Here is a 21,030-nt window from a genome sequence, read left to right as displayed (position 1 = left end):
CCACGAGGTGATCGATCTGGCCAGCACCCACGACGGGACCGCGGACACGCGGAGATCGGCGTGTTCGGCAAGCGGTTCGGGCCGCCCCTCCTTCGCTGCAGTGGTCATACCACCTCGGCGCAGGCGTTACCCGGTGCCGGCGCCGCTCGCGCCCGGCAACGCGTCGATCAGCGATGCCACCTGGTCGACCAGGTGCGCGACCTCGCCGGCGGTCGGTGTCAGCTCGTAGGCGTGGTGGTGACAGAGCCGGCTCAGTCCCCACCACGCGGCGCCCGCGAGATCGGCGGCGCCCTCACCCACGAACCACCGCAGGACGATCAGGCGTGATCGCTCGTTGGCCCCGGGAAGGTCGGCGCCAGCCGCCGTGCAGAGTCGCCTGGTCGTGTCTTCGAGCGCCTGCCGCGCGAGGATCGCCGCCGCCCGTGTCCTCTGTGCCGCGGGGATGCCGCGCCTGCCCGCGAGGACGGCCCGAGCATGGTCGACCAGTTCAGCGGGTGCCGTCGTGCCGCCGGACGTCACCGTGCACCGCCCCGCAGGTCTTTTACCATCCGCTCGACAGACCGGACGGCGTCCACGGGCTGGGTGGTGAGCGTCCCGTGGAGACCACGGGTCACCAACGAGTAGGCGGCCTTTCGCCGCAGTGTCGCGTCGCGCCACCGGCTGAGGTCGGCCTGCGGGTCGTCGTGGATCGCGAGCGCGATCCGCTGCCGGGTGCGAGACGTCGCCTGCCACGACTCCTCGACGTCCGCTCGCGCATCGCCCCTGGAGAGGCGGCGCGTCATGTAGATGTCACGTGCCGCGGCCTCGACCGCCGCCCGGCAGAGGCCCGGAAGCACCCGGGAGCGGACGTCGGCGGGGACCTCGTCCTTGCAGATCGCGAACGCGTCCTGCAGGAACCGCTCGGCGGGGTCGAGACACGGCGAAACGGTGACCGAGGATTCGCCGTCGCGGAACACCTGGAGGATCCATGCCTCGACGCCCAGCTGGCGAACAGCCTGGGGCAGGCGGTCGTCGTGGGAGAACACGACGACCTGGCGTTCCCGCGCGAGCCGGGCGAGGATCCGGACGAAGCTGTCGACCTTCGCCGGGTCCATGGCCTGGATCGGGTCGTCCAGCACCACGAACCGGAACGGGCTGCCGGGCATCGTGGCACGGGGCAGGAAAAGCGCCAGCGCCAGGGAATGCAACTCGCCCTGGCTCATCACGCCCAGCGCTTGGGCTTCGGCACCGTCGACGTCCGCGTAGAGCTCGACGCGGCGGCGGTTGGCGGAGCCCTTCAGTTCGATCGCACCGAGGTTGACGTTGCTCTCCTGCTTCAGCGCCGCCCAGATCTCCCGCGCGGCTTCCTTCAGCCCGCCGAGCCGTCGCGTGCGCAACTGCTCGACCGCCGTCTTCATGAACTCGCGGGCGGCGTTGACGAGGCGGACCGTCGCCTCCTTCTCCCTGGCTTTCCTGGCCAGGCCCACCCATGCGGCCAGCCTGGACGCATGCGGTACCCACAGACCCTCACGCCGCTCGAGCAGTTCCCCCGCCTCGGCGCGGAGAAGCTCGAACGCGGCCTGCACGTCCCGGTAGGCGGTGTCGAGATGGTCGGCGAGCGCTGCGGCCGGTTCCGGCGCCTGCGTCCAGCGTTGCCACGCCGCGACCGCCTCGGCGTAACTCACCAGCTCGAACCGGCCGGGATCGGGCGGCCGGTGCACCGCCCGGAGCAGCTCGTGAGTCTGCTGCCGGACCTGTTCCAGTAGGCGATGCGCGGCGCGGCGCCGCTCGATCCGTTCGCGTTCCGATGACAGCTCGTGCTCCACCCGCTGCCGCCAGGCGCCGTCGAGCGCACCCTGCCCGCACACGGGGCACGGCCCGTCGCCCCGATGCTCGTGGAACTCCAGCGCTTCGCGCAGGAGGGTCGCCCGCCGGTCCGCGTCCTCGCTCGCGGACCGCTGCTCCCGCGCCACGGCCTCGGCTGCCTCGCGCAGACTCCGCGCGACCTCGGCGACGTGATCTTCGGCGGGGAGCCGCAGCTGGGCCAGCGCGCGGAGGGCACCGAGGTCGCTAGCGGTCTGCCGGGTCGTTCCGGTGGCGATGGCCTCTACCGCGTCGAGGTCGGGCCGGTGCTTGCGAAGGTGCCCCAGCGCCGCTTGCGCGCGGCCGTCGTCCAGCACGGCCAGAACCTTCTTCAGTTCTCTGGCCTCCGCCTTGGCGTTGGTGTCGTCAGCCTGAAGATCCTTCGTGGCGGTGGCCAACCGCTGCTCGGCGTCGGTGGCCTGCTCCATGCCGAGCAACGCGTCCAGCTTGTCGAACAGCTTGCTGGGACCGGCTTCGAGCAGGCCGCCGAGTTCGTCGTAGGACAGGATCGGCTGGTACAGCTCCAGGGTACGGTCCCAGCCGAGGGTGGTCACGCCCGTCTCGCGCTGCCTGCCGGGGCGCTGCACCCAGGTGGTGCGATCGGTAAGCTCCCCGTCCTGGGGCCAGTCCACGCCCACAGTGGTGACGCCCTGCCCCTCCTCGGTGACCTCGATGCGCAGCTCGCAGGGGTGGCTTTGGTGGAGGTTGCGCCAGTGCTGCGCCCACACGGCGGCCTGCTTGCTGTTCTGTCTGTTCCACCGGTAGGTGTTGCCGGTCAGGGCCAGCTCGAGCGCCTCGGAGAAGCTGGATTTGCCCGACCCGTTCCGCCCGGACACGATCGTGAGGCCCGGGACGGGCCGCAGGTCCAGTGTCGCGGCCGGCCCGATCCCGCGAAAGCCGCGGACCCGGATCGACTTCACGAAGGCGCCGGAGGGGGAGGGTGCCGCCCCGGAAGGTTCCGGTGTGGCCGGTGGGGAGCCGCCGGAGCCGGGCAGCGCGCCTTCCAGCACGCTCGCCAGGGCCTCGTCACTGTCGAGGGCAGCGAGAACGATGAGCTTGGCATCGTCCGAAAGGTCACCTTCGGCCGCGACCATCGCCTCGACTTCTTCCCTGATCAGCGCCCCGTCCGCGTCGTTGTGCGTGCTGTCCATTCCAAACCCGCCTTTCCTGTCCGTTTCAGGGTCGGACGAGGCGGCCGCCTGTGTTACAGGTCGAGGCGAATCGGACGCGGAGCGTCGCCACGCGCACGGTGGAGTTCCGCGTTTCCCACGGGCGGCGGGCACTACCGACCCGCCGTGGCCGCGACGCTCGGGCGGGTCCGAAGTCTCCAGCAGGTCAGCGTCAGGCCGTCATCGCCGGCGGGTGGAATGCTTACCAGTCGGCAAGGTAACCACCTGGGCACGAGCGGGAATTCGTCGCCACCACGGTGGCCGAATACGGCAACACCGAAAGGCGGGCTGGCATCGGCGAAACCGCCGTCCACGCGATGTCAGCGGGTCACGAGGCGAAGCTGTGACACATCAATGGATCACCGGAGAGGTCAAAGACGTGTCACAAACCGGATACGAGAGGTAACCCCGCGATGACCTTTTCCGACCTCACTGCTGAATGCTTGGTCTTCGGCCTGCCATTCCGCGAGGGAAGCGAAGGCACTGACGACCCGAGCGGCACCTGGCAACGACGGGAGGACCGGCAGTGGACGTGGGGACGCGAGTCCGGCGGCGCGGAAGCGAATCCGCCGGCGTTGTCGTCGGCACCCATCGCGGTGGCCTCGTCGAGGCGGCCTTTCCCGAGGGTGTGTCGACAATCCATCGCAGTGAACTGCTGCCGCTCGAACCGGACCCTGCCGAGCGTCTACGGCAGTCCGACGTGGGATCGCCCGAACGGTTCCGGCTGCGCCTGCACGCGCTGTTCCTCAAGCACGCCTACAAGTACGATCCGATCTCCGCGCTGTCCAGCGCGCGCATCGAGCCGGAACTCCACCAGGTTTTCGTCGCCCACCGGGTGACCTCGAAGCTCGCGCCGCGGATGATCCTGGCCGACGAGGTCGGCCTCGGAAAGACGATCGAGGCCGGGCTCATCCTGAAGGAGCTGCGCGCCCGGGGTCTCGTCGATCGTGTCCTGGTGTGCGTTCCGGCATCACTGCAGCTGCAGTGGCAGCGAGAGCTCGAGTCGAAGTTCAACGAGCGTTTCGAGATCATCGATGGTGCCGCCGCCAAACATTTCGGCCGCGGCGGCAAGAATCCGTTCCAGGCACAGCCGAACGTCATCTGCTCCCACAGCTTCGCGATCCGGGATCCTCGAGCGGAGCAGATCACCGAAGTGCCATGGGATCTGGTCATCTTCGACGAGGCCCATCGGGTCCGGCGGAATCTGCGGGGCGGGAAGACCGAGTCGACGAAACTGTACGAGCTCGCCGAGCAGCTCAAGGAGTCGAGCCATGGGATGCTGCTGTTGACGGCGACGCCGATGCAGCTCTCGCCGTTCGAACTGTGGTCGTCCATCGAACTGGTCGAGCCCGGTCTGTATCCCTCCTACGAGCGGTACCGCACGAAGGGCCATCTGCTGCCGGCACTGAACGAGGTGATGCGCTGCGTCCAGGGGTGGGGTGCCTTGAACCCGCAGGACAAGGCCGCCTTCCGCCGGTCGGAGGCGGCCAGGACACTGCGCTCGCTGATCGACGTCTCCCCCGATCTCGCCGAGCTGGAGGACCCCGAGCGACGGGACCGGCTTCGCCGGGAACTCATCGAGGCCCACCCGCTCACCCAGGTGCTGATCCGCAACCGCAAGGTCAACATCGGTGGGTTCACCAGACGAATCGCGTACCGTTTACCGGTCACGCTGAGCCCGGCCGAGCAGGACGTGCAGGAACGCGTCTCGGGCTACCTGAGGGACGGCTACCGCCTCGCCTTGCGGGTGAAGAACCAGCCGCTCGGTTTCCTCATGGTCACCTACCACAAGATGCTGGCCAGCAGCTCGCACGCCATCCGTGGCAGCCTGCAACGACGCCTGACCATGCTCGAAGACCTTCGAGAGAGGCGCGCGACGCCGCCGACGTGGAGCAGCAGTCGCGAACAGGACCTGCGGGACACCGACACGCTGTCCGATGCCGTCGACGAGCTCGGCGGCGTGGTGGATCCCGAGTCGCTGGATCACGAGATCGCGCAGCTCACCGAACTGGTCGCCCTGCTCGGCCAGCTGCGGGATTCTAAGGCACGCGGGTTGCTCTCACTGCTGGCCAAGACAGCCGAGCGTGAACCGGGCGCGAAAGTGCTCGTGTTCACGCAGTTCATCGAGACCCAGCGCTTTCTCCAGCAGGCCCTCCAGGCCAACGGCTTCCCGGCGGAGATCTTCAACGGGCGCATGGCGCTGGACGAGAAGGAGCGAGCCGTCGACGCCTTCCGGCACGGCGCACAGGTGCTCATCTCGACCGAGTCCGGCGGCGAGGGGCGCAACTTCCAGTTCGCCCACATTCTCGTGAACTACGACCTCCCGTGGAACCCGATGAGGGTGGAGCAGCGCATCGGGCGATTGGACCGGATCGGTCAGCGGCGAGATGTTCTCATCTACAACCTGGCGTCGGAAGGCACGGTCGAGGACCGCGTCCTCGAACTTCTCGAGGAACGCATCGGGTTGTTCGAGACGTCGGTGGGTTCCCTGGACCCGATTCTCGGGCGGGTCGAGCGGGACATCGAGCAGATTGTGATGACCGCCCACGACCTGAGCGCCGAGCTGAAGGACTACGGCGCGAAGGACCTCTCCCAGCGCCTGGCCGAGGCACAGGAAAAGGAGAGCGCACTCGCGGATTTCGTGCTGGACGAGGCAAGTCTGCGCCACGACGAGGCCAAACGGCTGCTCGCCGACGCGGACCCTTACGCGCGGGCCCAGGACCTCGAACAGCTCGCCGCCGACATCCTCGACCACTACGGCGGCGCGCTGACCCGCACCGACGAGGGTGAGGTGGCGATCACCGTGTCCCCAGGTCTCGCGGCGAAGATCCGTGCCGCCGACCGCGTCTCCGTCGGGGTGTTCGATCCGAAGGACGCCCTCCGCCTCGAGCATCGCCCCTTCTTCGCCTTCGGGCACCGATTGATCGACGCACTGGTCGAGCTGCCGATCAACGACCACCCCGTCACCGCATCGGTCCAACGCCGCGACGACGTGACCGAACCGCAGCTGGAGCTGACCTACGAACTGGTCACCACCCGCCCGATCAACCAGGGAGTGCTGATCCGGCACGTGGTCACCGCGGACCTGCGGGTCTCGTCCGCGCCGGTCAAGAGCCCACCCCCGGTCGGGGCCGTGGTCATCGACGCCGAGATCCCGACGTGGGTGTCCGCCGCCCTCGACGCCTCCCGGGAGACGATCAGGGGTGAGTTCGCCGGCTGGCGGGCCGACATGGCGGAGCGGGATGCCGCGGTGCGCGCCCAGCGGCTCGAGCGGGAGAAGCGTGTGCACGACGACGCGGTGCAGCGGATGAGTCTCCGGATCACGGAGTTCCGCGAGCGCGTCAGTGACCTGCAACGACGCGGAAGTGCGCAGCAGCGGCGCATCATTCCCGCCGTTCGGGGACAGATCGAGCGCACCAAGGAGCGCATCGCGGAGCGTGAGGCCGTCCACGAGACGCGAATGCGTGAGATCGAAACGCAGGAGTCGTCATCGGATTTCAAGCTTCTCGCGGCGAGCCTGGTGGTGCCGTCATGAGCAAACCCATCGCCTACGGCATCGACTTCGGCACCACCAACACGCTGCTGTCCGTGGCACGGGACGACGCGGTCGATCTCCTCGCTGTGGACGGCGACAGCGAGCTGCTTCCGTCACTGGTGTACCTGCACCGGCAGCCGCTTCGTTCGGCAGGCACGGAGGCCGTGCGCCAGTACGTCCTCACCGCCCGGAACCAGACCCGGTGCGGATCCTGCTCGCTCGTCCACCGCACCAAGAATGGCCCGGTCACCAAGTGCCAGGCGTATACGCGAGGTGCCGGGTGCTTCGACTCCAGGCTTGTCAGCGAGATGAAGCGCGAGCTCGCCGCAGCCGACCGCGACCACACGCACTCGTGGGCGCGCGACTTCGACTACCCCGACCTGGTCTCCACGATCTTCCGGGCGCTCAAGCGCAGGGCGGACGCCGCGGTCGGGGCGAACGTCGAGCGCGTGATGGTCGGTCACCCCGTGGCGTTCGAAGGTGCCGACGGCGAGAAGTTCGCCGATCTGCAGCGCCTCGCGAAGGCGCGGATCCGGATGGCGGCCCGGCGCGCCGGCTTCGCCGAGGTGGAACTGCTGGAGGAACCGTCCGCGGCGACATTGCTGGAGGCCGATGAGGGCATGGTGCTCACGGCCGACTTCGGCGGCGGCACCTTCGACGTGTCCATCATCGAGCTGACCGCGACAACCGGTGTGGTGAAGGCCTTGGCAGGCGCACCCGTCGGCGGTACCGACCTCGACGGCATCCTGTTCCGGCGCGCGTTGTTCCCCGTACTGGGCCTGGCCGACGACGGCCGGAAGGGACTTCCGAACAGGTACCGCAACCGGTTCAGTCGCCGCGACAAGGCTTTGCGCACCCTGGGCGACGCGGACCTGGCCCCGATCCTGTCCGAGCTCCAGCGCGACGGCGGCTTCCACGGCGTCGAAAAGCTTCGCGCGATCATCGACAACGGCTGGATCAACGAACTCTATGACGCCGTCGAGACCGCCAAGCGCGAGCTGTCGGTGGAAACCGCCACGACGATCCGGTTCGACAGGCCCGGCGTCGACATCCGGGTCAATGTCACCCGCAAGCAGTTCGAGCAATGGATCTCCCGGGAACTCTCGCGAGTGCGGCAGGCCGTCCTCGACGCGCTCACCCAAGCCGGCCTCACGGCCGACCAGATCGACCTCGCCGCCTGCACCGGCGGTTCGTCGCTCCTGCCGGCCTTCCGCCGGGATCTAACGGACGTCTTCGGCGAGGAGAAGATCGAACAACGCGAACCCTACTCCGCGATCGCCCTCGGGCTGGGCCTGCACGCGAGGACGCTGTGGCATGGATGACGACTTCTTCATTCCCACGGGGGACGAACTCGATCGTGGCGCGGTGCCCGATCGGCCGAAACGACGTGGCCTGCTCGGGTGGTTGCCGGGCAGAAAGGAATCACGAGGCGGCGAACGAACGCGGGAGCCGAAGCGCCGCACGATCGACATCGAGGTGCCGGAGGACGTCGCCGACGGACGGCGAAGCCGCAGGGACCCGCCTCCGGCGAAAGACGCTGAGCTGGTGGACAGCGGAAGCACCGGACGAGTAGTGCGATCGATCGACATCTCCCGCGAGGTGACCAGCCGCGAGCTGATCATCCCGAAGGAGCTCCGCGACAAGTACGGGCTCGATGGGTGAGAGCCCGAGCTCACCCTCAATGGCCGCCGGGCACGGAGGGCAGGAACGGGCTGCGCGTCCCGCTCCAGGACACCGCGAGCCGTTCCCGCGCCCGCGTACACGCGACGAAAAGCAGGCAGCGCTCCTTCAGCATGTCGCTGGCGTACTGTTGGCTGTCCACCTCCTCCGGAGTCACCTCCTTGCTGAACGGGATGGCGCTCGCGGTGGCTCCCACGACAGCGACGCAGCGGAACTCGAGCCCCTTCATGGCGTGCATGCTGGCCAGCCGCACTCCGTCGGTCTGAGGGCCGGGGCGGTCCCTGACCCGCACGGCGGGGATACCCGCTGCCTTCAGTCTGTCGAGGACCTTGTCCTGGAGGAGGTTGAACCGGGTGCAGACAGCGATCTCCTCGGCTCGCACCCCGTGATCGAGCCATTCCCGCACTCGCTCGACCAGCGCGGCGACCTCGTCCTGCTCGCTCGTGTATCCGGCCACCTGCGGCCGGGTGCCACGCAGCAGCGAGCGGTAGCCGATCAGCGTGTCGCTACCGTCGCCGCTCAGCTCGTCCACGGCCGTGTCAGCAAGGACGCCGACGGACCAGGACAGGATCTCCGCCGTGCTGCGGTAGTTGATGCGCAGTCGGCTGCTCCGGCCCGTGACCGGGATGCCGAGTGCGCGGAGCGAGACGCGCGAGTCGTAGATGCGCTGGTGCGGGTCTCCGGTGATGAACAGGTCGTCCGGCCCTTCGGGGACCGCGGCCCGGATCACGCGCCATTGCGCCGGGTGCAGGTCCTGGGCCTCGTCGACCACGGCATGGGTGAATCGGTGGGCGCCTGCGTCCGGCGCGCCGAGCAGTTCCGCGGCGCGGGCGCACACCTGCAGGTGCGTGGTCTTCCTCGCGGATCGCAGCTCGTCACCGAAGGTTTCCACGGCTTGCCAGATCTCGTCCCGCTGTCGCGCCCGCACGGCCGATCCGCGACCGCGCCGCTCGGCTCGCCGGTACTCCGCTCGGCTGGTGATGTTCTGGGCCAGCACGACGTGCCGGAACTCCTGCGCCAGGAACTGTTCCGTCCACGGCAGGTCGAGCCTGCGCCGGACCCGGCGCCAGATCTGCCTCTCGTCGGCGTCGGTGATCGGGTCGGGTGGCTGCCCCGTCCGTTCCCGCACCACCCGGTTGGCGAACGCGTCGACCGTGGTGACCTGCACGCGCGTCAGCTGCGACTCGTCGCCGTCGAGGAGCAGCGCGAGGTTCTCCCGCAGCATCCCGGCCAGGGCGTTGGTGAACGTGGTCAGCAGGATCCGGCTGCTCGGCGACCGGGACAGGAGGTGCTTGACCCGGTGCAGGGCGACGACCGTCTTCCCGGTGCCCGGACCGCCACTGACCTGCGCGGGCCCGTTGTAGGACACGCGGTACGCGACGCGGCGCTGTGATGGGTGCAGGAACACCCGCCACGCGGCGAACGGCTTGTCGAGAATCTCCGCGAGCTCGTCGGGGCCGGTGACGAGGGTGATGCGGCTGGGCGTGTTGCGGATGGCCATCTCGAGACTGTCCTCGGCCTCCGAGCCGGCCGCGGCGGGCCTGCGTTCGGTGACGACGTCCCGGTAGACCTCCTCGGGCGAGAAACCCTCGGCCAGGAACTGCAGGACCTCGAACTGGTCCTCGGGCAGTACCCCGCCGAAAGCTTCCAGCTGTGACGTGTCGGCGATCGCCCGTGCGGCGCGAAGTACCTGGTCGTCGATGCCGAGGTCGCGCAGGACGGTGTCGGAGAAGCGTTCGAACAGCCGCGTCGGTGCGTCCGCGGATGCCTGCTCCAACGAGGGCGTGAGCTGTTCGATGGCGACGACGTTGCGCACCTCCAGCGCACGGGTCGCGGTGTTGACGGTGTAGAGCCGCTTGGCCGCCCACGAGTACGCGTCATCGTGTGGCACCACGTTGAGCAGGAGAAACACGTCGCTGCCGTCATCGGGGGCGAGGACGACACCACGCCAGAAGTCGGTGATCCGGATGGTCCGCATGCGCGGGTCGCGCGCCTTGTCCACGGATTCCAGGTGCAGGCCCTTGTCCGCGTACAGCTCCGCGATCGGCAGCTCCTGGAACTTCGCCATCGCCTTGCGCACGCCGGCCTTGACCGGCTTCTCCAGCAGGTCGTAGGTCTCCCAGAAGCTGCTGGCCAAAGCGAGCTGCGGCATAGTTGACGATCATATGGCCGTCGTGGGGCGAGAGACCACCGCTTCCGTACACGTTCGCGGAGCGGAGAAGAACCGGGCGCGAAACGATCGGTTCTCGCGGGCCAGTGGCCCTTCAGGTCGTCCCGAGCCGTCTCGCCAAGAGGCTGATGGCGCGGAGCAGGTCGCCGGGTGGCCGGTCCAGATCGAGGGCGTGCTGGTGGATCGTGACGCCCGCGTGTTTGACGCGGTGGGAGCCGTGCGGTGCGTTGCCCTTGGCGTAGATGAGGTGGCCTTCCCGCAGGTTGAGCGCCGTGCAGTAGGCCAGCATCTGGTACAGGTCGGCGTCCGGGAAGCCCGCGGGCTGTTCGGCCTTGTACTTGGTGTCGGCCACCGCCAGCGGGGTGCCGTCTTCGGCGTAGGCGACGAGGTCGGGGACGATGCGGATGGCGTTCGACTCGTCCAGGTGGTGGGTGGCCTGCAGGACGCAGTGGCCGCGATAGTCGCCGTCTCCGGCCAGTGCGTCGCGAAGGGCCGCGGTGACGAAGTCCTCAAAGACCTTCGCCAGGTCGAACAGGAACCCGTGCACGGTCACGTCCCCGGGCCGGTGTTCCACGGAAGCCCCGCGCAACACGAGGCCGGCCAGCCGGAGAGCGTCGTGGTAACGCGCGTTGAGGCGGGTGGGCCGCCACGTGGGCGGCGGGTGACCGCGTGGGACCGGGGTGAGGTCACCCAGGTGGGCTCGCAGGCGGAGCAACCGTCCGCGCACGTCAGCGGGGATGCCGCCGGGGCTCGTGCCGGGAAGGCGCAGCAGAGTGTCGCACGCGGTGCGCAGCAGGCGGTTCTCCGCGATGTCGGTGGTGTACTCGTCATGGGTGAGTTCGAGCGGAATGAGCCTGCCGTGCTGCCGGCTGACCTGGTCGGCGTGCCGGACGCGGCCACGCATGACCAGCGCGGTCTCCTCCACCTCGCGATAGCCCTTGAGCAGTCCCTGACGCAGCGATTGTTCCGCCTGAAGGGTGAACAGCTGGGCGAACGCGGGCAGCAGGTCTCGGTGCTCGCCGACGAGGACGTGATCGGTGCGCCACCGGATGCGGCTGTAGCCGAGCAGGAACAGCAGTCGGGCGATCGGGATCTTCGGCGCGACCCGCACGGTGATCGCCGCACCGTCGCTGGTCCCGATCGCCGCGACGCCGACCAGGTTCTTGGCCCGGACCCGCCACTGCCCGGCCACGTCCGGATCCGGCGCCGCGTCGACCACGCCGGAGCGGAGCAGCGCTCGACCCGCTGCTTCGGCCAGCGGCACTGACCGCGGCGGGCCGTGCTCGGCCAGGTCGATCGTGGTCATTCCGGGTTCGGCGGCTCTTGTGGCGTGGTTCCGATGGCCTTGCGGAGTGCGCGCAGCCCGTACCGCTGTTCCACGTCGAGTCCCTCGCCGTAGTGGTGTTCCTTCAGCAGGGGCAGGATCTTCGTGCGCCAGGCGCGTTCCAGCCCGCCCTCGCGGTGGACCCCGTTCCTCATCAGGAAGGACGGGCCGACCTGGAAGTCCGGGTCGTCGATCCGGGCGTTGAGCGCGTCGAGCAGATCGGCGGACTCGAAGTCGTGACCCTCGCGCTTCAGCCACCGGCGCAGCAGCCCGCTGGTCGGTTCGGCGCGGGGGGACAGTTCGACGAAGGAGAAGCGCCGCCGCATCGCGGCGTCCACCAGCGCGATCGAGCGGTCGGCGGTGTTCATCGTGCCGATGACGAAGAGGTTCGGTGGTAGAGCGAAATCGTCGCCGGAGTACGTGAGCCGCACGGACCGGTTGCGGTACTCCAGCAGGAAGTACAGCTCACCGAACACCTTCGCCAGGTTGGCCCGGTTGATCTCATCGATGACGAGAAAGTGCGGGAGGTGCCGGTTGCCCTCACGTGCCGCGGCGTCGGCGAGCTCGCGCAGCGGGCCGTCGGTGAGCCGGAAAGCGACCTCGCGGGTGACCGGGTCCTCCTGGGGACGGAACCCCTCGAAGAAGTCCTCGTAGGCGTACGAGGGGTGGAACTGCACGAGTTTAACCTGTTCCGGCCCGCCGGCCAGGTACTCGGCGAGGCTGAGGGCCAGGTAGGTCTTGCCGGTGCCGGGTGGGCCATAGAAAATGATCTGGCGGTCGTCCCACAGCAGATCCCGGACCTCGCGCAGCCAGGCCACGTCGTGGACCAGCAGGCGGCCCGCGAGCCCGGATGTCGGCTCGGGAAGCTCCAGCTCCCGCCGGGCGAGTGCAGCGATCTCCACGCTGGTGTCGCCGGGCGATTCGCGTGCCTCTTCTTCCAGCTCCTCGTCGGTACGGCCCAGCCCGGCGACGAGCCCTTCGACGGTGGTGAGGTCGACGACGTCGTGCTGGACGGACAGCTTCTGCTGTAGCTCCTCGGGCAGCTCGTGGTACGGATAGCCCTCGTCGCGCCAGTCGACCGGGCGGCGCAGGTTCGAGCGGCCACCCTCCGACGCGACCTGCTCGACGTCACCGGTGATCTCCCCGACGTAGAGCGAGCCGTTGGAGATCGTGCAGACCGTGTCACCCGGTTTCATTCTGGTCAGGAACGCATACAGCTCATCGACGAGCCGCAGGCGCTGGTTGTAGGTGAGGGTGGACTCGTAGTCCTCGTCAACGAAGGTGCGGAGCAGGTCCTTGCTGACGCCCTGCTCAACTCGCCGCAGATGACCGGCCGCAAGGCTGACGACCCGCTCCGGTAGCCACAGCCGCTGCACGAGGTCGAGACCGAGCACGTTGGATCCGCGCACCAGCCACGTGTGGTTCGGACCGGACCACGGAGGCTCCACGAAGTCTTCGAGGGGGTGCCCGTCTGCGGTCTTCCAGATCTTCCATCCGTTCGCGTTCGTGCCAAGCAGGATCGCCGCAGCGGCGGACGGAGCTTCGCACACGATGTCCCGCGCGGTCTCCAGGTATCCAGACCACGTCTGGGACGGAACGATCGAGCCATCGGCGATGAGGCTCTCACGGAGGCTGGAGAAGCTTCTGACGTGCCGGCCGAACGACGGCGAGACGTCGGCACGTGCCGGTGAGCCGGCGAGTACTTCAAATCTGGGGCTGCCGCCGGCACCCTTCTCACGCAGCAATCGCCCCCGCGCGACCGGGCCGCCGCGCGGCAGGCGAAGCTGGAACTCGGGATACTCTTCGGACATCATGGAAGCGCCGAGTCGAGAGCCGATTGCCAGCCAATTGTCAGCGGGCGCTTCGCCGTTTCCAGGAACTCGATCAGCGTCTGCGTGATGACATTGACGGGCAATTCGCAGTCGGGCGGGAACTCGTCCGTCTCGTACAAGACACGGTGATCGGGCTCCTCACCGTGGCTGTATAGCTGTACGGACTCCGCGCCATGCCCGTCCGCTCCGCGACAGCTGATCGCGCCTCGATCGCCGCGAACGCCGACGATCACCGAGTGATCCGGCATGGTGAGACGCTCGCCGGGATTTGCGTCGTCGGGGATGAGGGTCTCGACGCGGGGCCGCCCGGTGTGGGTGAGGATTGCGCCACCGACCTGCCCGTGGGCCAGCATCGCGACGAACGTCCTGACGTCCTCGGCGGCGGCCAGGTCCATGATCTGTTCACGCGGCGGTTGTCCGCGCTCCTGAGTCCTGCACCGTCATGACGTGCTCCTCCCCTCATACACGAAACCTCTCGAACATCAAACATTCCCCGCGGACGGCGCGGGGGCGTGCCGCGGCCCCTGACCAGGCGGCGGGGTGAGCGTGGACGTGTAGTTCTCACCGTCGACGAGCGGATTCGTGAGGCTCAGTCCGGCTTCAGCCATGCGGTCGTACTCGGCGAGGATCAGGTCCTTGGTGCGGAAGGTGCCGTACTTGGCCTCGTCCTTGCGCTTGACGATCGGGAACGTGTCCAGGATGTAGTCAGTGTCTTCGCGCGAGATGCCGTACAGGTGGAAGAACAGGGCGTCCAGCTCCGCGCGGATCACAGCCCGGCGCTCCTCATCCCATACGAAGGGCGGACCCGTGTCGCCAAGGTCGCGGGCGAACGGCTCCATGTCGTTTGCAGTGTAAACGAGCTCCAGCACACGTTGTGAGATCCATCCGGGAGTCTGAGCCCCAAACAACCCCCTTGACGATATCATCTCAGGAGGAGCTATCGGAAATTGCTTAAGATAGAACCAGTTAAGACTCGTTCGGCCAAACTTTTGTCTCGCGCAGTAATCTACCACAAAAGCCGAAAGACAAGCCAAAAGGCATATTGACGACACATCCCTGCTATTCCGCATAAGCAAGGGAAAAGCGTTTGCCACGGCAGCCCTTGGAATTGCCGCCGGTTCCAAAGTACGTTCATTTGTCGGACTGGTGATATCACCATAGCCGATAAACCAATCCGGAAGTCCAGCCGTGAGCTCAGATTCGCTGACCCAATAATAGGGGATCACGTGGCGTCCTGGATCCAGTCGCTCATCCTCGCGTATTGGCCGCGGTTGTTGCGGCCGCTGCTTCGCCGTTGGGCTCTTGACGACGTCGGCCTCGCGGTGATTGAAAAGCGAAGTCATCATGCCTTGGTAGAGCGGGAGCATGCGCTGGTCGCCCTTGGTGAAGATGTTGCCGGTGAGCGTCCAGCCATCCGCCTCCAGCTCCTCTCGCGTGTGGAAGAGGTGGGAATCGTTGGACATGTGGAACATCGTCATGAACGACACGCCCCACGGGTTGCTGCCTCCCTGGCCACGTTCGTCCGGTTCCTTGACGAGGACGGGGATGCGACGGTAGATCCCGAGGGTGATCTCCGCGTCACGGCGGGAGCGGAACACCGGGCAGGTTCCGGTGTTGGGGTTGAGAAGTTTGATCTCCTCGGGCGTCAGGGAGAATGTCTTGTCGGCTTCGTCCAGCTCCACGGGGTCGTGCACGAAGAACGCGAACCGCGCGGCCGGCTCTCGTGCGGCGCGGCCAGCGAGTGACAGGATGCAGAACTTCATGCGCGAATCGACGTCAGGAAAGAGGCCGCTGCGGTTCTCGAAGTCGTAGAGGGCCACCAGGGAACCGTGTTCAACGAGATCTTTGAAGAAGTACTGCGTAGTGGCATCGGTCGCGATACCGGTCGGGACGATCACGCCCATACGACCTCTCGGCCCGGTCAGCATACGATCGGTCTCGGCGAAGACCGCGTAGGTGTTGATGTCACCTCGGCCAGTAAGCGGGTAGCGACCACCGAGGCGGAGGAAATGGCTTTCGCCCTCGGCCTTACGCTTGGCTGCCTCGAACTCCGTGTACAGCGCCACGCGGTCGGGATCGTTCTTCAGGGCCTCGATGAGGTTCTTACGGGCGGCGGCGTTCCTTGCCTTGGCGATCTCCTCGTCGCGCTGGGCGAAGAACTCCTGCTCCTGCAGCTTGATGCGCTCCCACGGCGGATTGCCCAGCACGCAGGAGAACCCGCCCGACCAGCCACTCTCCTCGTCCACTCCCGCACCACTGTCCGGGACGGTGAACACGTCCGGGAACTCCAAGTGCCAGTGGAAGAACCGGTACTGGTCACGCAGTCGCGCGATCTCGTCGTGGGTGCGCTGTGGTGCCGCATCCGCGTCCGGGTCCTGCAGGTTGCGGAAGACCTCCTCGGTCACCGCGAGCGGCGCGTCGGGCATCTTGTGCCACAGGAACGCCGCGCACCAGGAATCCGCCACGTGCCGAGCGTTCCGGTACTCCGGCGATCCGGCCAGTTCCCAGTAGGCCGACTCCTGGCGGCGCACATCGGCAAGATCCTCCGCCGGGGCTTCCGTGATCCGGCGCACGCCGGTGGCGAACACCGTGTTCGCGACCTTCGCCTCCGCGGCTAGGTCGAACAGGCTGTGCTGACCGACGCGTTCGGCCTTGTTCTGCTTCTCCAGCGCCCTGGCGAACTTCTTGTCGTCACCCTCGATCGGCTTGAACGCCTCATCCGGAATGCCCTTGCGCAGCAGCGCCGGTGTGGCGCCGACCAGGGCGTTGCCACACTTGATGTGCGCATCGAGGAAGCTCAGCGGCCTACCCGGCTCCAATGCTTCCAGCCACAGCGACACCTTCGTCAGTTCCACGGCCATCGGGTTGAGGTCGACACCGTAGACGCAATGGGCGATCACCTCGTGCAGCGCGTGACGCACCGCGTCCACGGTCGGCTCGGGGTTGCGCTCCCGCACGGCAGCCACCCGCTTGGCGATGCGGCGCGCCGCCGCCACGAGAAAGTGGCCGGATCCGCACGCCGGATCGCACACCGTCAGCGACAGCAATTCGCGGGTGATCGCCTCGGCCGCATCGGACTCGCCTGCCGCCGACGCCGCCTGCTCACCCCGTTTCACCGCGTCGTCGATCACCGGATCCAGCGTGGAGTCCAGCAGGCACTCGATCAGCGAGGACGACGTGTAGTACGAGCCCGTGGTCTTGCGCTCGTTGCCCGCCAGCTCCTCCAAGTCGAAAGTCCGGTCAAAGGGACTGTGCTTCGGAACGAGCTCCAGCAGCGACTCGTAGATCGAGCCCAGCTCCTCGGCATCCAGGTGCTGGTAGTCCACCGCGCGTACCCGGCCGGATCCGGCATCGCGGATCTGCGCCAGATGCCGCACCGCGCCCAGCAGATACTCGTTGGACAGCGACAGACCGCGGAGCGGGGCGTCGGCCTCGGTGTCATCGAAGATCCCGCCGAGCCCCGGCAGGGCGAGCTCCGGCCGACCCTGCTCGTCACCGAGCGCGTCCAGCACGATCCGCAACGCGCGGTACAGGTCGTCGTGCGCGGTGCCCCGGCGGCGGCGCGCATGCGCCCGCAGCTTCGCCGTCGAGAAGTACCGCGCGTAACGCTGCTTGGCCAGCACGTCGGCATCGGCGGGGTGCAGCACACCCCGGTCCTCGGCCACGAAGACGAACAGCAGCCGGTAGACCAGCCGCAACAGGGCCCCGTGCAGCGCCTGCACGTCGACGTTCTCCCGCAACCGGGTGTTGTCCGGATGCTTCAGGAAGCCGGTGCCCAGCGTGGTGATGGCCGCGCGAACGCTCTCCCGGAGCTGGTCGAGTGCCCGCGTTCCCGAGGTGATCGCGTCCAGCCGCCACCGCTCCAGCCAGCACGTGGCCGGGGACGCGCCGTCGGCGATGGCGAAGCGGGACACGTGCAGCAGCCGGTACAGCAGCACGAACTCGCTGAACAGCTCACCGTCGAAGATGGCTTCCAGGTCGAACTCGACGTACGACGCGGTCGCCAGTGCGCTGGAGTCACGCAACAACCGCAGCTGGCGGCCGTTGGTGACCACACCCCACAGCTGCTTCTCGGTGCGGTTGAGGCATTCCTGCACCAGCGACTGCGGCGGCACGGTGCCCGCACCGCCTGGCCGCCGGTCCAGCGTGTGGTGCCACGCCGCCAGGTGCACCGGCACGTGGTTCCAGCGGTGGCTGACCGGGAAGGTCTTTCCCGTGATGTCGCTGTCGTCGGCAGGGATACCCGCGGCGCCGACCGCCGTCAGCTCACCGAAGCCGAGCTCGGCGAACAGCGGGGCGAGCCACTGGGTGCCGGCCAGCCCGGTGGTGTCCTGGGGAGTCGCCGCCTCCGGAGCCGGGGGCAGCTTCTCGCGCAGCTCGGTCCACACCGAGCGCAGGTAGTCCCAGTGACGTTCGGCCTCGTCACTCACCGAGCGGGAGCCCACGACGCGGTAGTCGGACGGCAGGCTCCCGCTGACGTCCTTGCCCTCGGAGATGCGCACCAGCATGTCGGCTGGCAGCAGACCGCCGACCGTGTGCACGGCGGAGAAGACCTGGTTTCGGGAGACGGCGGACATCAGGCGTTCCCTCCCGACACCGGCAGGTAGACATAGGCACCGAGGACGTCGGCGGGCCTCTGGGCGGTCACGTGCAGACCGCGCACGATCTCACCGGCCGCGCTGCGCACCCGGCGATGCGACGCGAGCAGTTCCGCGGCCAGTTCGTCCCCATAGGACTCCAGATGTGCCGTGGTCGCGTCCAGACCATCCAGGACCCGCTGCATGGTGCGCTCGGCGAACTCCCGGTCGGTGTTCTCGTCGGCACTCGCTTCGAGCAGCGCCACGGCGTCGGCCGAGGGTAGCCAGTCGGCGTTCGCGGGCGAGCCCCGGAAAGCGAGCAGCCGAGCGTCCTCGGCCACCAGCTGCCGCTGTCCCGACCGGGACGGCAACGTGAGGTGGAACCGGTAGCGCACCAGCAGCAGCGTGGTCCGGGTGTCCACGGCGCGGGTACGGATCACACCGCAGCGGCGGGCGGGCCGTGGGCCGCTCGCCTTCTCGTCGAGTGCGGCGTTGAGCACATAGCCGGCGATGGCGCCGACGACCGGATCGGTGCGCACCAGCGCGGCCTCGCCCCGCGCGACGGCCGCGGTGTCCCGGAACGGCACCTGGCGTGCCGCGTCCACCACATCGCCACCGAGGATCGGAGCGAGGGCGTCGCGCAACCCGACCGGCGCGCCACTCAAATCCGCGGTGAACCCGCCCGCGCCGTCGTCCCGCAGCACGGCCTCCATGGCGGAGAGCGCGTGCCGGACGAAACCCCGGATCTCCGCCGCCCGGCCCAGGACATCGCGCACCGCGGCGACTTCGCGGGCCACCTCCTCCGGGTGAATGGCGCGCTGGGCGAACCGCGAGCGGGACGTCTTTTCCCGTTCGGCCGCCGACTTCCAGTCCGCCTCCAGCGCGTCGGCCTTCTTGCCGACCGCCTCGACCTCGAACAGGCCGGCCTGCTCCGGCTGCTCGTTGCGCATCAGCAGCCATTCCACGATCGCATCGGTCACGCCGGCCGAGGCGGCGTCCGGGACCGACACGGAGATGCCCAGGTCCTTCTGGATCTGGCGGTGCTTCTTGATGAGGACCTCGAGCACCTTGCCGTCGATCCCGTTGTCGCTGCCGTACAGGGTGATGACCTTGACCGTGTCCCGCTTCTGGCCGTACCGGTCGACGCGGCCCTCCCGCTGGTCGTGCCGGGTGGGGTTCCAGGCGAGGTCGTAGTGCACCACGGCGTCGAAGTAGTGCTGCAGGTTCACGCCTTCGGACAGGCAGTCGGTGGCGACCAGCACGCGACGGGCCGCCGGGTCCTCCCCCGCCTCCGTGGCCAGGTCCTCGATGCGCTGCAGGCGCTGCTGCGGCGAGAGCGTGCCGGTGACGGCGCGGACCACGGTGCGCCTGCCGAGCCTGCCGTCGAGGTGCTCCGCGACGTACTCGGCGGTCGGGATGTAGCGGCAGAAGACGATCGGGTGGTAGCCGTCGGCGAGCAGCGCCTTGACGTGCTTGACCAGGGCCGCGAGCTTGCGGTCCTGCTCGGTGCCTTCCAGCGAGGCCGCCCGGTCGGCCAGCTCGGCCAGGCGCGCGCCCGCCTCCTCTGTCTCCGCGCCAGGAGCCACATCGAGGCCCTCCAGCGCGTCGCTGTCCGTCGAGTCCCTGGTCAGCGGCGCGCCGAGCCGGTCGGCTTCCTCCGCCGTGGCGGCCAGTGCGGCCGCCGACCGGGTGCGCAACGTCTGGGCGGCTGCCCTCGGCGAGGAGACCAGCGAGCGCAGCAGCGCGATCGCCGACCACCACGCGATGCGGGCCTCCCGCTTGCCCTGGTTGCCCGCGGCGCTGACCCGCTCGCCCGCGTAGGCGATGGCATCGTCGAGCAGCGCGCGGTACGCCGGGGACAGCTTGTAGGTCTCGTCCTTGAAGTACCGGTCCGACGGGAACGAGGTGTCCTCCCGCAGGCTGTCGTCGGCCAACCCGTCGTTCCTGGTGAGGAACTGCCGCACGTCCGCACGCTTGCGGTGCACGAAATGCGCGGCGAGCAGGCGCCTGCCCGCCTCGCTGTCCAGGTCGACGGTGGCCAGCTCCGGCCGGACCAGGCCGAGCAGGGCGCGGAAGGCACTCTCCTTGCCGCTGTGCGGGGTCGCCGTCACCAGCAGGAGGTGCCGTTCGTCATCCGCCGCGACGCGTTCCAGGAGCTCGTGCCGCAGCTGGCTCTGCGTGGACGCGCGCTCGTCGGCCGCGACGCAGGTGTGCGCCTCGTCGACGATCACCAGGTCCGGGCAGTGCTTGACGAAGTCGTCACGATGCCGGGTCGACTTGATGAAGTCCGTGGAGACCACCACGTGCGGATGCCGGTCGAACAGCGACTGCCCCAGGTCCAGTCCGCGTTCCAGTTTGGACACCGTGGAGGCCAGCACCAGCTCGGCGTCGATGCCGAACTTGGTCCGCAGCTCCTCCTGCCACTGCTCGGCCAGCGCCGGCGAGCACAACACCGCCAGTCCACGCGCGCTGCCCTGCGCCAGCAGCTCCTTCGCGATCAGCCCCGCCTCGACGGTCTTGCCGATGCCGACGTCGTCGGAGATCAGCATGCGGACCACCCGCTGCCGCAGCGCCATCAGCAGCGGCACCAGCTGGTAGGCGCGGGGCTCCACGGCGATACCGGCCAGTGACCGGAACGGCCCGGCGCCGGAGCGGAAACCGATCCGCAGCGCGGAACGCAGCAGGCCGGCAGCGAGCGCATCGCCGAGGTCGTCCGGCGACGGCCGCTCGAACTCGGCCTGCCGAACCTGCTCGAACGCCGGGAACACGGCCGCGACATCGTCGTCAGCGCCACCGAGCGGGCGCAGGACCAGCATGTCGTCGGCGCTTTCGGGCAGCACGACCCAGTCGCGGCCACGCGCGGACACCAGGGAACCTGCCGTGAAGGTGGTCGTCATGTGC

The 21,030-nt window shown here is 68.4% G+C and carries 11 protein-coding genes and 1 pseudogene; 3 read left to right on the top strand and 9 right to left on the bottom strand.

From position 1 onward, the window contains the following. Nucleotides 1-126 precede the first annotated feature (126 nt). Together B0I33_RS00110 and B0I33_RS00105 are read right to left on the bottom strand one after the other, a co-directional pair. Entirely contained in the window at nt 127-519 is a 393-nt protein-coding gene (locus B0I33_RS00110) for a hypothetical protein (RefSeq protein WP_106176420.1), read from the bottom strand. Beyond that, nucleotides 516-2,993, bottom strand: a complete 2,478-nt coding sequence (locus B0I33_RS00105) for an AAA family ATPase (RefSeq protein ID WP_106176419.1) — start codon at nt 2,991-2,993, stop codon at nt 516-518. Before B0I33_RS00105 ends, B0I33_RS00110 begins: the two co-directional genes overlap by 4 nt. Nucleotides 2,994-3,711: 718 nt before the next feature. On the opposite strand from B0I33_RS00105, the gene B0I33_RS00100 reads away from it, so the two are divergent. From B0I33_RS00100 to B0I33_RS29585, 3 genes are read left to right on the top strand one after another with little or no spacing between them, the layout of a single operon-like run. Beyond that, on the top strand, nt 3,712-6,546 hold the full coding sequence (locus B0I33_RS00100; protein WP_106176418.1) for a DEAD/DEAH box helicase: 2,835 nt from the start codon (nt 3,712-3,714) through the stop codon (nt 6,544-6,546). Continuing rightward, nucleotides 6,543-7,868, top strand: a complete 1,326-nt coding sequence (locus B0I33_RS00095) for an Hsp70 family protein (protein ID WP_106176417.1) — start codon at nt 6,543-6,545, stop codon at nt 7,866-7,868. Before B0I33_RS00100 ends, B0I33_RS00095 begins: the two co-directional genes overlap by 4 nt. Next, nucleotides 7,861-8,208 carry a hypothetical protein gene (locus tag B0I33_RS29585; RefSeq protein WP_146147431.1) on the top strand — a complete coding sequence of 116 codons (348 nt, stop codon included), beginning with the start codon at nt 7,861-7,863 and terminating at the stop codon, nt 8,206-8,208. The genes B0I33_RS00095 and B0I33_RS29585 overlap by 8 nt, the downstream gene beginning before the upstream one ends. A 16-nt stretch (nt 8,209-8,224) precedes the next feature. Here B0I33_RS29585 and B0I33_RS00090 read toward each other — a convergent pair whose 3' ends face one another. From B0I33_RS00090 to B0I33_RS00065, 7 genes and pseudogenes are all read right to left on the bottom strand, one after another. Next, nucleotides 8,225-10,378 (bottom strand): UvrD-helicase domain-containing protein, encoded by a 2,154-nt coding sequence (locus tag B0I33_RS00090; RefSeq protein ID WP_106176416.1) that lies wholly within the window; start codon nt 10,376-10,378, stop codon nt 8,225-8,227. A gap of 112 nt (nt 10,379-10,490) precedes the next feature. Next, nucleotides 10,491-11,702, bottom strand: coding sequence for an McrC family protein (locus B0I33_RS00085; RefSeq protein WP_106176415.1), 1,212 nt, complete (start codon nt 11,700-11,702; stop codon nt 10,491-10,493). After that, on the bottom strand, nt 11,699-13,129 hold the full coding sequence (locus B0I33_RS00080) for an McrB family protein (RefSeq protein WP_245900409.1): 1,431 nt from the start codon (nt 13,127-13,129) through the stop codon (nt 11,699-11,701). The genes B0I33_RS00085 and B0I33_RS00080 overlap by 4 nt, the downstream gene beginning before the upstream one ends. A 60-nt stretch (nt 13,130-13,189) precedes the next feature. Beyond that, a pseudogene (locus B0I33_RS30265) lies at nt 13,190-13,531 on the bottom strand (DUF4357 domain-containing protein); the annotation flags it as partial. Next, nucleotides 13,531-13,947 (bottom strand): Imm1 family immunity protein, encoded by a 417-nt coding sequence (locus B0I33_RS00075; RefSeq protein WP_106176414.1) that lies wholly within the window; start codon nt 13,945-13,947, stop codon nt 13,531-13,533. The pseudogene B0I33_RS30265 and the gene B0I33_RS00075, both read right to left, overlap by 1 nt. Nucleotides 13,948-14,034: 87 nt before the next feature. Beyond that, nucleotides 14,035-18,129, bottom strand: coding sequence for an Eco57I restriction-modification methylase domain-containing protein (locus B0I33_RS00070; protein WP_106176413.1), 4,095 nt, complete (start codon nt 18,127-18,129; stop codon nt 14,035-14,037). Further along, a complete protein-coding gene (locus B0I33_RS00065) occupies nt 18,129-21,026 on the bottom strand; it encodes a DEAD/DEAH box helicase (RefSeq protein WP_106176412.1) in 2,898 nt (965 codons plus the stop codon). The genes B0I33_RS00070 and B0I33_RS00065 overlap by 1 nt, the downstream gene beginning before the upstream one ends. Nucleotides 21,027-21,030: the final 4 nt, after the last annotated feature.

This window comes from Prauserella shujinwangii (assembly GCF_003001955.1).
Lineage (GTDB): Bacteria > Actinomycetota > Actinomycetes > Mycobacteriales > Pseudonocardiaceae > Qaidamihabitans > Qaidamihabitans shujinwangii.
This window is presented reverse-complemented; position numbering and strand designations above follow the sequence as displayed.